Origin of the sequence: Caballeronia sp. LjRoot31, assembly GCF_964253885.1 — a bacterium.
Classification (GTDB): domain Bacteria; phylum Pseudomonadota; class Gammaproteobacteria; order Burkholderiales; family Burkholderiaceae; genus Caballeronia.
On record NZ_CAXURX020000002.1, the window covers coordinates 108,000 to 120,671 of the forward strand.

The 12,672-nt window shown below is 59.9% G+C and carries 11 protein-coding genes; 1 reads left to right on the top strand and 10 read right to left on the bottom strand.

Going from position 1 to position 12,672, the window contains the following annotated elements:
• Nucleotides 1–9: 9 nt before the first annotated feature.
• The 3 genes from ACSQ8V_RS18915 to ACSQ8V_RS18925 form a co-directional block, all read right to left on the bottom strand.
• Complete coding sequence (locus ACSQ8V_RS18915) at nt 10–1,020, bottom strand: FAD binding domain-containing protein (RefSeq protein ID WP_436206739.1); 1,011 nt, start codon at nt 1,018–1,020, stop codon at nt 10–12.
• Nucleotides 1,021–1,033: 13 nt separating this feature from the next.
• Complete coding sequence (locus ACSQ8V_RS18920; protein WP_436206740.1) at nt 1,034–1,702, bottom strand: 2Fe-2S iron-sulfur cluster-binding protein; 669 nt, start codon at nt 1,700–1,702, stop codon at nt 1,034–1,036.
• Between the two features lie 183 nt (nt 1,703–1,885).
• Entirely contained in the window at nt 1,886–2,932 is a 1,047-nt protein-coding gene (locus ACSQ8V_RS18925) for an FUSC family protein (protein WP_436206741.1), read from the bottom strand.
• A 298-nt stretch (nt 2,933–3,230) separates the two neighbouring features.
• On the opposite strand from ACSQ8V_RS18925, the gene ACSQ8V_RS18930 reads away from it, so the two are divergent.
• Complete coding sequence (locus tag ACSQ8V_RS18930; RefSeq protein ID WP_436206742.1) at nt 3,231–4,679, top strand: NAD-dependent succinate-semialdehyde dehydrogenase; 1,449 nt, start codon at nt 3,231–3,233, stop codon at nt 4,677–4,679.
• A 39-nt stretch (nt 4,680–4,718) separates the two neighbouring features.
• On the opposite strand, the gene ACSQ8V_RS18935 is transcribed toward ACSQ8V_RS18930, so the two are convergent.
• From ACSQ8V_RS18935 to ACSQ8V_RS18965, 7 genes are all read right to left on the bottom strand, one after another.
• A complete protein-coding gene (locus ACSQ8V_RS18935; RefSeq protein WP_436206743.1) occupies nt 4,719–5,135 on the bottom strand; it encodes a type II toxin-antitoxin system VapC family toxin in 417 nt (138 codons plus the stop codon).
• Nucleotides 5,122–5,358, bottom strand: a complete 237-nt coding sequence (locus ACSQ8V_RS18940; protein WP_165102037.1) for a FitA-like ribbon-helix-helix domain-containing protein — start codon at nt 5,356–5,358, stop codon at nt 5,122–5,124. The genes ACSQ8V_RS18935 and ACSQ8V_RS18940 overlap by 14 nt, the downstream gene beginning before the upstream one ends.
• Before the next feature lie 176 nt (nt 5,359–5,534).
• Complete coding sequence (gene acnA / locus ACSQ8V_RS18945) at nt 5,535–8,252, bottom strand: aconitate hydratase AcnA (protein WP_436206744.1); 2,718 nt, start codon at nt 8,250–8,252, stop codon at nt 5,535–5,537.
• A gap of 73 nt (nt 8,253–8,325) precedes the next feature.
• Entirely contained in the window at nt 8,326–9,777 is a 1,452-nt protein-coding gene (locus tag ACSQ8V_RS18950) for a bifunctional 2-methylcitrate dehydratase/aconitate hydratase (protein ID WP_436206745.1), read from the bottom strand.
• A 21-nt stretch (nt 9,778–9,798) separates the two neighbouring features.
• The gene (locus tag ACSQ8V_RS18955; RefSeq protein WP_436206746.1) at nt 9,799–10,320 is read right to left on the bottom strand and encodes a hypothetical protein; all 522 of its coding nucleotides are present in this window, start codon (nt 10,318–10,320) and stop codon (nt 9,799–9,801) included.
• A gap of 142 nt (nt 10,321–10,462) precedes the next feature.
• Nucleotides 10,463–11,635: a bifunctional 2-methylcitrate synthase/citrate synthase gene (gene prpC / locus ACSQ8V_RS18960; protein ID WP_436206747.1), complete on the bottom strand. Its 1,173-nt coding sequence runs from the start codon at nt 11,633–11,635 to the stop codon at nt 10,463–10,465.
• A gap of 30 nt (nt 11,636–11,665) precedes the next feature.
• The gene (locus ACSQ8V_RS18965) at nt 11,666–12,661 is read right to left on the bottom strand and encodes an HpcH/HpaI aldolase/citrate lyase family protein (RefSeq protein WP_436206748.1); all 996 of its coding nucleotides are present in this window, start codon (nt 12,659–12,661) and stop codon (nt 11,666–11,668) included.
• Between the last annotated feature and the right edge of the window lie 11 nt (nt 12,662–12,672).

Here is a 12,672-nt window from a genome sequence, read left to right on the forward strand (position 1 = left end):
AACATCGAGTCAGGCAGTCTGGGTGGCAAGCGTGAGTGCGTGCTGAATGCAGCGCTTCGCCAACTCGACCTTGAAGCCGTTCTGGCTTTGCGGGCGGGCTGACTGAAGTGCGGCTTCGGCTGCCGCACGAAACGCAGGGGCATCGGGCGCGCGTCCGAGAAGCGCCGCTTCCGCCTCGTGCGAACGCCACGGCTTAACGCCCACGCCGCCCAGCGCGATCCTGACGTGGTCGATCCTGCCCGACGATACAGTCAGGACAACTGCAGCCGATGCCAACGCGAACTCATACGATGCACGGTCACGCAGTTTCAGATAGACGCTGCGACTACCGGGCATTGGCGCGGGCAGCGTCACGTGGATGATCAGCTCGCCGGCATTGAGCGATGTTTCGCGTTCAGGCGTAGTGCCGGGCAACAGGAAAAAGTCGTCAATGGCGATGCTTCGCCTGGCCTCCGGACTCTCGGTGTGGACGGTCGCCTCGAGCGCCGTCATCGCGACATTCATGTCCGACGGATTGGTTGCGATGCAGTGGTCGCTCGTCCCCAGGATGGCGAGATTGCGGTTGAAGCCCTCGATTGCGGAGCAGCCGCTGCCCGGTTCGCGCTTGTTGCAGGGTGTATTCGTATCGCGGAAGTAGATGCAGCGCGTCCGTTGCAGCAGGTTGCCGCCGGTCGTCGCCATGTTGCGCAACTGCGCCGAGGCGCCCGAAAGCAGCGCTTGGGACAACACGGGATAATGCGTCTTGATCAGCGGATGATTCGCGAGATCGGCATTGCGAACCATCGCGCCTATCGTGACGCCGCCGTCGAGTGTTTCGACCTTATCGAGCGGCAGGCGGTGGATGTCAATGACTTGCGTTGGGCGCTCTACGTCGAGCTTCATCAAGTCGAGCAGTGTCGTGCCTCCGGCCAGGAAGCGTGTCGATGGCGTGCCTGGAGGGTTGACTGCGCTGGTCTGCGCCATTGCCATGTTCAGCGCCTGTTCGACATCGGCCGCGCGCTTGAGCTGAAAGTGTTCCATTCGTTCGCTCCGTTTAGGCTTTCTGGCGAACTTGCTGGATCGCGGAGACGATGTTCGAATAGGCGCCGCAGCGGCAGATATTGCCGCTCATTGCCTCTTTGATGTCCTCGTCGCTGTGACCGTAGGGTTCTTTAAGCAAGGCGACGGCGGACATGATCTGCCCTGACGTACAGTAGCCGCATTGAAAGCCGTCATGTTCGACAAAGGCTGCTTGCATCGGATGCAGGTTGCCTGGCCGTCCAATGCCTTCGATAGTTGTGATCGCTTCGCCTTCGTGAGTGACCGCAAGGCTCAGGCACGAATTCACGCGCCTGCCGTCCACATGGACCGTGCACGCGCCGCATTGGCCGTGGTCGCAACCCTTCTTGGTGCCGGTCAGGCGGAGATGTTCGCGCACGCAATCGAGCAGCGTGGTTCGCGGATCGATATCCAGTTCATGGAGCGTGCCATTGACGTTCAATCGCACATGAACGCTGTCATTGTCCGTTGGCACGACGCCGCTTGGCGCAGCGTTCTGGCTTGCATCGTCGGAATCCGCGAGCGCAAGAGAATGAAGTTGGCCGGTGCCCATTGCGACACCCGCGGCACCGACGCGTGTCAAAAAAGAGCGGCGCGTCACGCGTTCGAAGAGCGTGGCCGGCTCATCGTCAGTAGTGTCCGGCTGTTGAGGCTTGTCGTTCATGAGTCAAACTCCCGTTGAAGCACGGATAGAAGAGGACCGAGATCGTCTTGGCGTTCGATACACATCATAGGCAACCACGGTGGCGTAAAGATGGCCGCGAGATGGCGGCCAGATGGCGCAGCGTCTTCGAGCGGCGTGTGTGCGTTGCCTGACGACCGCCTATGGGCGGCGGCCGCTCTTTTTCTACTCGCGTTTATCCAGCACCTCGACTGTCGCGATCAGATCCCCAAAATCCTGCACCAGCAGGTTCAGCACGAAGGGCAGGACAGTGTTCTTTTCCATCGATTCACATGCGTTGTTCGATGCCGTTCTAAGCCTCTCGAACGACGCACGCGCAAGCCGGACGTTATCGTCCTGATGGCTTTGATCGGCATCGAGCGCGGCAGCTAATGTTTTCGACAATTCGGCGAATGCATCGGCGGTCACTTTCAGCGCGTCGCGGTTGATTGCGCTCAGTCGGCCCGCAAGTTGTGGATCGCCGGTGAAAGCCTGACCCAGAAACAGCGCGTCGCGATGCAACCGGGTCAGCATGGGCGCGACCTTGTCGATCACGTTCCCGCGCGTGCGCTTCACCGGCACGATGATGTGCTCGCGGCCGGCTTCGGTGATGGCGTCATCGAGTGCCTGCTCCGCAGCCGCAGATTGCCGATGCAGGCGCTCGGCTTCGTTCGCGTCATCGGGCTTGCGCAGAGTCAGCGTGATCAGTTCGCCCAACGCGAGGACGATGTCACTCGCGCGATCGTGGGCTGCATTGATCGCGCGGTTCGGCATCAGGAACGCGACGAGAAGCGCCGCGCCCGCGCCGATCAGGATTTCAAGCACACGGTCGATCGGCCGTTCGTACGGCGAGCCCAGACCGCTTGCCGGAATCAGCACAACGACGACGAGCGTGACGCAGGCGAGCCGGAGGGTTGGACGCCAGGCAGCTAGCGCTGCGAGCGGCAAGAGCGCGATGGCGAACACGATAAGCGGCTGGGCGCCCCGCAGGATGGCGAACAAACCGACCACGCCGACCACTCCACCGATCACCGCCCCAATGATCTGGTCGCGGCCGGTGTTCAACGCCTGGTTGAGGCTGGGCTGCGTGACGACAACCAGGGTGGTGATAACCGCCCAGTAAAGCTCGGGGAGCGTCGCGAGTTTTGCGACGTAGTAGCTGAGCAGGCAACTGATGAGCGTACGGGCGAAGCGCTGGAGTTCCGGCGCGGACGTGAGTTTTTTCGTGAGCACTAGGGGTTTATTGGGTGAATTCCGTTGGGTTTGTCTGGCTCGGGCCTGGGCGGTGCGTTTGCGAACGGCGGCGGAGCGGAATCCCTGATCGTTGCCGCCAGTCGTAGTGGTCAGTTTAAGGGCAAAGCCGCTCGCAGCGGCCCGTGGCGACGCCCCCATTCACCGCCGCGAGCAAAACCCGCCTGATCGCGTTACCATAAATGGTTAATTCGCCGGGTTTCGGATGTTGAGAATGTTGGAATGTTGAACAGACCCCGGCGGCAGTTTCCCCGATAACCACGACCATCAGGAGCCAAGCATGAGCGACAGCACTTTATCGCGTCATTATCCGAACACGCAGTTGTACATCGACGGTGCATGGCGCGCGGGCAGCCGCGACACCGCCGTCGTCAATCCGGCGACGGAAGCGGAAATCGGCCGTCTCTCGCTGGCCGGCGAACAGCATCTCGCCGACGCCGCCGAGGCCGCCGGACGCGGTTTTGCGGCCTGGCGCAAGATATCGGCATTCGAGCGCAGCAAGCTGATGCGCCGTGCCGCGCAAAACCTGCGCGACCGCGCCGAGGAAGTGGCCGCGATCATGACCATGGAGCAGGGCAAGCCGCTGGTCGAATCGCGCATTGAAGTGCTGGGCGCAGCGGACACCATCGACTGGTTCGCTGAAGAAGCACGCCGGACCTACGGCCGCGTGATCCCGGCGCGTGCCGGCAATGTGCGCCAGATCGTGACGCGGGAGCCGGTCGGCCCGGTTGCCGCCTTCACGCCGTGGAATTTCCCGATCAATCAGGCTGTGCGCAAGGTGTCGGCAGCGCTCGCGGCAGGGTGCTCGGTGGTCCTGAAAGGACCGGAAGAAACGCCGGCAAGCTGCGCGGCGCTGGTTCAGGCTTACATCGATGCAGGGTTGCCCGCTGGCGTGCTGAACCTCGTGTTCGGCGTTCCCGCTGACGTTTCGAAGTTCCTGATCGCGCATCCGCTGATCCGCAAGATCTCGTTCACGGGATCGACGGCAGTCGGCAAATTGCTGGCCGCGATGGCCGGCGAGCACATGAAACGCGCCACGATGGAACTCGGCGGCCACGCGCCCGCGCTGGTTTTCGCCGATGCCGACATTCCGCGCGCCGCGAAACTCCTGGCCGGCGCCAAGTTCCGCAATGCCGGTCAGGTGTGCATTTCGCCGACGCGGTTTATCGTCGAAGAATCCGCTTATGAGGAGTTCACGGAGCATTTCGTCGCGACGGCGAAGAAACTCAAGGTCGGCAACGGCCTGGAAGAAGGCGTGCAAATGGGCGCGCTTGCCAACGGCCGCCGCCTTCAGGCGATGGAACGTCTGGTCGCCGATGCTGTTGAGCAAGGCGCCAAGGTGCTGACGGGCGGCGAGCGAATTGGCCGTGAAGGCTATTTCTTCGCGCCGACGGTGCTCGCGAATGTGCCGATGTCGGCTCGCATCATGACGGAAGAACCGTTCGGCCCGATCGCACCGATTTCGACTTTCAAGTCTTACGACGAAGCTATCGCGGAGGCGAACCGCTTGCCGTATGGTCTGGCTGCGTATGCGTACACGCGCTCGAGCGCGACGTCGGCGGCGGTGGGTGAGGACATCGAAAGCGGTATGGTGTCGATCAACCACCACGGACTGGGAATTCCCGAGACGCCGTTCGGCGGCGTGAAGGATTCGGGTTATGGCTCGGAAGGCGGCAGCGAAGCGATGGAAGCGTATTTGGTGACGAAGTTTGTGAGTGAGGCGCGGTAACTCAGGTTATGGCGCGGCGAAGCCGCGCCATTCAGTGGGTTACTCAAACGGGTTAAGTAGTTTGACGCCCGTTTTCTCGAAGTCTTTGATGTTCCGCGTCACGACCGTAAGATCATGCATCAGAGCGGTGGCGGCGATTAGTTTATCTATTGCGTTTTCAGAGTTCGGGACCCGCAAGCGGCCCCAGAGTTGAGCGACGTCGTCATCGATCGGGATGACGTCCATCGCATAATCGTCCAATATTGTCCCTATCCACGCTTCGAGCATCGCAGCCTGCGGAGCGTCACCTCGATGCCTTACCGCTTCAGTTCCACGCCGTAGTTCGCCCATTGTGATGGCTGACAAGTGCAGCGGGGACTCGTCTTTGATCCTCTGTTTAATAAACTTCCGCACGCCTTTGTTGCCGTTGGTGCCTTTTCGAATTTCGCTAATAACGTTGGTATCAATCAAATACACGTGGCGCCCCACCCGTATCTTGAATCCGCTCGAAATCTGCGTCTTCTCCGACGTTGGGCATACTGGCTAACACTTCTGCCAGACTGCGTTTTTTGGGGCGGCTAAGCGCCTGAGCAAGAATTTCCCGATGCTCGGCTTCGGCGCTTCGGCCATGCGCAGCCGCGCGTTCGCGCAGGCTTTGGACCAGCGCTTCATCTATCCCGCGAACCAATAAATTTGCCATTGCAATGCCTCCCATTGAATGTTATCAATGATAGCACTCAAAGCGATAAATGCAATCATTGCTATCAGGTATTCTGCGCAAAATCCAGCCGAAAAAAAACCCGGCCGAAGCCGGGTTCAACGTTCCCGCGCCCTGATCTCAAAAGGGCGCGGTCACCTGCAACAAATACCAAATACTTACGCTGCCAGCAGCGAGCGCAGCACGAACGGCAGGATCCCGCCGTGCTTGTAATAATCCACTTCAATCGGCGTATCGATACGCAGCAGCACCGTCACGCGCTGCGCGCTGCCATCCTTGCGATGGATCACGAGCGTCACTTCCTGTTGCGGCTTGATATCGGACGTAAGCCCTTCCAGATCGAACGTTTCTTCGCCCGTGATATTGAGCGACTGCACGCTGTCCGACCCCTTGAACTGCAGCGGCAACACGCCCATACCAACCAGGTTCGAACGGTGAATCCGCTCGAAACTACGCGCCACGACCAGCTTCACGCCGAGCAATTGCGTACCCTTCGCGGCCCAGTCGCGCGATGAACCCGTGCCGTACTCTTCGCCGGCAAACACGATAGTCGGCGTGCCTTCGTCGATGTACTTCATGGCTGCGTCATAGATCGACATTTCTTCGCCGCTCGGCTGGAATATCGTCACGCCGCCTTCCACGCGCGAACCGTCTTCCTTCAGCGGGATCATCAGGTTCTTGATCCGCACGTTGGCGAAGGTGCCGCGCATCATGACGTCGTGGTTGCCGCGACGCGAGCCGTAGCTGTTGAAATCGGCCTTCTGCACGCCGTTCGCCTTCAGCCACACGCCTGCGGGTGAGCTTTCCTTGATCGAACCAGCCGGGCTGATGTGATCGGTCGTGACCGAGTCACCAAAAATGCCCAACGGACGCGCGCCCTTTACTTCAGGAATGCTGTCGGCCGGCGTCATCGAGAAGTCCTTGCCGAAGAACGGCGGCTCGGCGATGTACGTCGACTTCGGCCAGTCATAAACCTGACCCGCTTCGCCTTCGATCTTGCTCCACAAGTCGCCGGTCTTCGTGAGTTCGGCGTAGTTCTTGCGGAACGCATCGGCGTCGAGTGCGTACTTGAGCAGTGCGTTGACTTCTTCGCTCGTCGGCCAGATGTCGCCGAGGAAAATGTCCTTGCCGTTCTTGCCCTTGCCGACCGGTTCCGTCATCAAGTCGACCGTCATGTTCCCGGCGATGGCGTAAGCCACGACCAGCGGCGGCGATGCCAGGAAGTTCGCACGGATGTTCGGGTGAATACGCGCTTCGAAGTTACGGTTACCGGACAGCACGGCAGCAGCGACGATATCGTTCTTCGTGATCGCGTCGTTCAGTTCCGGCGTCAGGTCGCCTGCGTTACCAATACACGTCGTGCAGCCGTAAGCGGCCAGCGTGAAGCCAAGCTGGTCGAGGTACGTCAGCAGGTTGGTCTTCGTCAGGTACTCGGTGACGATCCGCGATCCCGGCGCCAGCGACGTCTTGATGTGCGGAGCGACCGTCAAACCAGCTTCCACGGCCTTCTTCGCGAGCAAGCCAGCGGCAAGCAGCACGCTCGGGTTCGACGTGTTCGTGCACGACGTAATAGCGGCGATCAGGATGTCGCCATTCTTCACATCGACCTTGTTCGTGGTCGTGTATTGCTTGCCGAGATCGGCGGCTTTCTTGCCGAAACCGTTGTCGCTGACAGCCTTCGAGAACAGTTCGGTGAAGTTCGATTTCACGTTACCGATTTCGATACGGTCCTGCGGACGCTTCGGACCTGCCAGCGACGGCGCCACCGTGCCGAGGTCGAGCGTGACGGTCTTCGTGTAGTCGATGTCGCCGGCCTTCGGCACGCCGAACAGGTTTTGCGCCTTGAAATAAGCCTCGAATGCTTCGATTTCGGCTTCGGTACGACCCGTGCCCTTGAAGTAGTCGATGGTCTTTTCATCGACGGGGAAGAAGCCCATGGTTGCGCCGTATTCCGGGGCCATGTTGCCGATGGTCGCGCGATCCGGCAGCGACAGCGACTTCGTGCCTTCGCCGAAGAACTCGACGAACTTGCCGACAACCTTCTCTTTACGCAGCATTTCGGTAACCGTCAGCACCAGATCGGTTGCCGTCACGCCTTCGCGAATCTTGCCCTTCAGCTCGACGCCGACCACATCCGGCGTCAGGAAATACACCGGCTGGCCGAGCATGCCGGCTTCCGCTTCAATACCGCCCACGCCCCAGCCCACCACGCCGATACCATTGATCATCGTCGTGTGGCTGTCCGTGCCGACGAGCGTATCCGGGTAATACACGGTGTCGCCGTCGACCGTCTTCTTGTGCACGCCACGCGCCAGATATTCCAGGTTCACCTGGTGGACGATACCCACGCCCGGCGGCACGACCTTGAACGTATCGAAGGCTTGCATGCCCCACTTCATGAACTGGTAGCGCTCGTTATTGCGCTGGAATTCCAGCTTCATGTTCAGGTCGAGCGCGTCTTTCTGACGGAAGTAATCGATCTGCACCGAGTGATCGACCACCAGATCGACCGGCACGAGCGGCTCGATAGCCTTCGGGTCCTTGCCCGCGCGTTTCGCGACGCCACGCATCGCGGCGATGTCGGCGAGCAGCGGCACGCCGGTGAAATCCTGCAGCACGACGCGCGAGACGACGAACGGGATTTCATCGGTACGATCCGCGACCGGCTTCCAGTTCGCCAGTTGCTTGATGTGTTCTTCGCCGATCTTCTTGCCGTCGTAGTTGCGCAGCACCGATTCCAGCACGATGCGGATCGACACCGGCAGGCGTTCGATCTTGACGTTCAGCGCCTTTCCGAGTGCGGGCAACGAGTAGTACTTGCCTTTGCCGGAACCGCTGTCGAATTCCTTGAGCGTTTTGTGGAGATTGTGGGCCATGTTTTTTTTCCCTTGGTTTAAACGAGGAAATACCTTCGAAACGTTTGATCTAAAAGCGGGTGAAGAATCCTGACTAAATCACGTACAAATCTACATATTCATTGACCGGCATTGCTTCGAGCGTTGCCTGATCCAGCGATACCGCGAGGATCGCCTCTTGCTGCTTGGCTGGGAAACGCCGTGCGAGATTGGTCCTGAACTTCTCGACCAGAAGGGGGATGCCGTCTTCCCGGCGACGCTTGTGTCCGATCGGATATTCGACGACGACCTCGTCGAATTTGCTGCCGTCATTAAACTCGACCGTCAGCGCGTTAGCGATCGAACGCTTCTCCGGATCGTGATAATCCTTCGTGAATTGCGGGTCTTCCACGCATTCCATCTTCGCGCGCAACGTGTCGATGCGTTGATCCTTCGCTATGCCGTCTTCGTAATCCGAAGCGGTCAGGCGACCGTGGATCAACGGCACGGCGATCATGTATTGAATGCAGTGATCGCGATCGGCGGGGTTATCGAGCGGACCCTTTTTATCGATGATACGAATCGCCGCTTCGTGCGTGCGGATCGTGATCTTCTTGATGTCTTCAACTTTTTTGCCGGTTTCCGCGAGCTTGGCGTGCAGCGTCATCGCCGCTTCCACCGCCGTTTGCGAGTGGAATTCAGCCGGGAACGAGATCTTGAACAGTACGTTCTCCATCACGTACGAGCCGTATGGACGCTGGAACTTGAACTCGTTGCCCTTGAAGAGCACATCGTAAAAACCCCATGTTTTAGCGGTCAGAACCGACGGATAACCCATCTCGCCCGTCTTCGCGATCAGCGCAAGACGCACGGCGCGAGAGGTCGCATCGCCGGCGGCCCACGACTTGCGCGAACCCGTATTCGGCGCATGCCGATACGTGCGCAGCGAATGACCATCTACAAAGGCCAACGAAACCGCATTGATCAACTCATCGCGCGTGAGGCCGATCATCTGGCCGACTACTGCCGTTGAAGCGAGCTTCACCAATAAAACGTGATCAAGCCCAACCTTGTTGAACGAATTCTCCAGCGCGATACAGCCTTGAATTTCATGCGCCTTGACCATCGCGATCAAAACGTCTTTCATCGACAGCGGCTTCTTGCCGGTAGCCACCGCGTTACGCGAAAGCCAGTCGGCCGTGGCCAGGATGCCGCCGAGATTGTCCGACGGATGGCCCCATTCGGCAGCGAGCCATGTGTCGTTGAAGTCGAGCCAGCGGATCATCGCGCCAATGTTGAACGCAGCCTGAACCGGGTCGAGCTGGAAAGAGGTGCCGGGCACCTTGGCGCCGTTGGGGACAATCGTGCCGGGCACGATGGGTCCCATCAGCTTGGTGCAGGCAGGATAGGTGAGTGCTTCGAGTCCGCAGCCGAGCGTGTCGATCAGGCAGTTGCGCGCCGTGTCGAGCGCGAGCGTGCTGTCGACTTGAAAGTTGAGAACGTAGTCGACGATATCGACTAATACTCGATCCGGCTCGGGCCGGACGTTGGAAATCGGTGCGGACATCGAAAAACCTCTGGTAAAAACTTACTTGACGTTCTTGATCAGTGCGTTGGATTGCGTCGGAGCCGGCGTGCCTGCTGCAGCCATTTCATCCGTCTTGCATTCGTCGGCGAGACGCGACGAGTCCTTGTCCGAGAACAACATGGCCTTGCTCGGGATCACGACGAGGTCCATGCCCGTTGCTGCATCGTGGAAGCGGTCTGCGCCGGTCGTGGTGTTTTCACGCGGCAATTGATAGTCTTTCTTCGCCCAGTTCACGGTAATGACCTGGTCACGCTTCATGTCGCCTTTCAGGTAGAAGGCCAGGCCTTCATTGCACGACCATTTCGTCGAACCTTCCGGGATCGAGTCCACTTTTGCCGCAGCTTTAGCTTCTGTGGCGGGTTTACGCTTGATCAGGCGGCGTGCCGGCGCCGGGCGTTTTGCGACTGCCTTCTTGGCCGTGGTGGTGGTCGTCGTGGCGTCTGCGGCCAGCGCGCTCGTGGTGGCGAGCATGCCCGAGAGGGACAGGGCGCCGACAACGCTAGCGATCAGGAGTTTATTCATCAATGACAGCCTTTCTAAATTTCGTTTAAATGTTCAATCGGGGTCTTTGCAGCGCCAGTTCGCGGGGTGAAATGACCGGCTGCATTGGCCCGTTTTGCGAAAGCACGCGCGCCGATTCGGGCTATCCGGCGCACGCAGCGCGCTATTTTCGCTTATTTATAGATTGGAACTTCAGATTTTCGGGACCGGTGTAATTTGCACTCGGCCGGATGATCTTGTTGTCGATACGTTGTTCAATGATGTGAGCGCTCCAGCCCGAGGTCCGCGAGATCACGAACAGCGGCGTGAACATGGCCGTGGGCACGCCCATCGCGTGATACGACACCGCGCTGAACCAGTCCAGGTTCGGGAACATTTTCTTCGCGTCCCACATCGTTGTTTCCAGGCGCTCGGCGATGTCGTAGAGCTTCGTATCGCCGGCTTCCTTCGCCAGCTTTTTCGCGATTTCCTTGATCACCTTGTTGCGCGGATCGGAGATCGTGTACACCGGATGACCGAAGCCGATCACGACTTCCTTCGCGTCCACGCGGCGACGGATATCGGCCTCCGCTTCATCGGGCGTCTGATAGCGCGATTGAATGTCGAAAGCGGCTTCATTCGCGCCGCCATGCTTCGGACCTCGCAACGCGCCAATGCCGCCGGTAATGGCCGAGTACATGTCCGAGCCCGTGCCGGCAATCACGCGACAAGTGAACGTCGATGCATTGAACTCGTGCTCGGCGTACAAGATCAATGACGCATGCATCGCATCGACCCATGACTTCGACGGCGGAACACCATGCAGCAAATGCAGGAAGTGCCCGCCGATGGAATCGTCATCGGTCTCGGTTTCAATGCGCCGGCCGTTATGAGAATAGTGGTACCAGTACAGCAGAATCGAGCCGAGCGAGGCCATCAGGCGGTCGGCAATATCCTTGGCGCCGGAGATATTGTGGTCTTCCTTCTCGGGCAGCACGGTGCCAAGCACGGAGACGCCGGTGCGCATCACATCCATAGGATGAGCGGATGCGGGGATCCATTCCAGCGCGGCTTTCAGGTTCGCGGGCAAGCCGCGCAAACCCTTGAGCTTGGCCTTGTAGGTCTTGAGTTCAGCGACGGTCGGCAGCTTGCCATGCACGAGCAGATAAGCGATCTCCTCGAACTCGGACGTCCCGGCAATATCGAGGATGTCATAGCCACGATAATGCAAGTCATTGCCCGTCTTGCCGACGGTGCACAGCGCGGTGTTCCCCGCTGTCACGCCCGACAGCGCAACCGATTTCTTCGGTTTGAAGCCGCCGGTGGCGGGTGCTTCTTTCTCTAACGTATCGCTCATTCGACCCAGTCTCCTGATATGTAGAACGCGTTACTTGTCTTGTGAAAAAAGCGTCTCCGCGCCTTCGGGCAGCGCCTGTGCCGACGCTTTCGCGCGGCGCAGCACCGACCAGTAATACCGATAACTCGCACGATCGTGCAGCGTGTCCTGATACCGCGTCGGTCCCCACTGCGCGTTTTGCGCGGCGAGCAAAATCGCCGTGGCGGTCGCAATCTCATCTTGCCGCGGCAGGAAGGCATCGACGATCGGCCGGATCTGATCCGGGTGAATGCTCCACATGCGCGTGTAGCCAAACTCGTTGCGGGCGCGCTGGGCGTCGCCCGCGACCACGCTCATGTCGCGCACTTCGGTGGAGACGTTATGCGACGCCACTTTGCCATGCGCGTGGCAAGCCGCCGCGATCTCGAGTTTCGCGCGCCGCACGAGCGGATGATCGAACTGGCCGGGCGAGCGCATTGCAGTGTCGGGGATCGCGCCGTTATGCGCCGACACAAAGTCCATCAGCCCGAAGCTCAGCGCTTCGACGCCCGGAAGCGCCGCGAGTTCGAAGACTTCGGCCAGCGCGCCATGCGTTTCGATCAGCAACTGGCAGGGGATGGCTTGCTTGATCCCAAGCTCACACCGCGACGCTTCGATGAACGCGACCATCTCGACGGCATCGAAGACGCTGCGAATCTTGGGCAGCGTGATATAGGCGGGCGCTTTTTTGGCGGCGCGCAGGATGATGCGCACGTCGTCGCGCCATGCGCGGTTCTGGAAGTCGTGAATACGCACGCCGACGCGACCGAAGCGGTCGTCCTCGCTGCCGAGAAACGATGCCACCAACTCGGCGTGCGACGCTTCCTGACCGACTTGCGCGCCGTCCTCGCAGTCGAGCGTGACGTCGAACACCGGGCCGAGTTGCGCCTGCAACGCGAGCGATTTCCGGATCAGCTTTTCGCTTCCTGCATAGTGATCGCAGGGGGGCATCACGGCGGGTGGAACGTCGCCTTCAAACAGGACTTCGGCGGGGGTGAGAGCGCGCATCGTCGGCGTCG

Coding starts and splice junctions, on each gene's coding strand:
- ACSQ8V_RS18940 (WP_165102037.1), bottom strand. CDS start 5,358: ATGGCAAATTTATTGGTTCGCGGGATAGATGAAGCGCTGGTCCAAAGC.
- ACSQ8V_RS18955 (WP_436206746.1), bottom strand. CDS start 10,320: ATGAATAAACTCCTGATCGCTAGCGTTGTCGGCGCCCTGTCCCTCTCG.
- ACSQ8V_RS18920 (WP_436206740.1), bottom strand. CDS start 1,702: ATGAACGACAAGCCTCAACAGCCGGACACTACTGACGATGAGCCGGCC.
- ACSQ8V_RS18965 (WP_436206748.1), bottom strand. CDS start 12,661: ATGCGCGCTCTCACCCCCGCCGAAGTCCTGTTTGAAGGCGACGTTCCA.
- prpC (WP_436206747.1), bottom strand. CDS start 11,635: ATGAGCGATACGTTAGAGAAAGAAGCACCCGCCACCGGCGGCTTCAAA.
- acnA (WP_436206744.1), bottom strand. CDS start 8,252: ATGGCCCACAATCTCCACAAAACGCTCAAGGAATTCGACAGCGGTTCC.
- ACSQ8V_RS18950 (WP_436206745.1), bottom strand. CDS start 9,777: ATGTCCGCACCGATTTCCAACGTCCGGCCCGAGCCGGATCGAGTATTA.
- ACSQ8V_RS18915 (WP_436206739.1), bottom strand. CDS start 1,020: ATGGAACACTTTCAGCTCAAGCGCGCGGCCGATGTCGAACAGGCGCTG.
- ACSQ8V_RS18930 (WP_436206742.1), top strand. CDS start 3,231: ATGAGCGACAGCACTTTATCGCGTCATTATCCGAACACGCAGTTGTAC.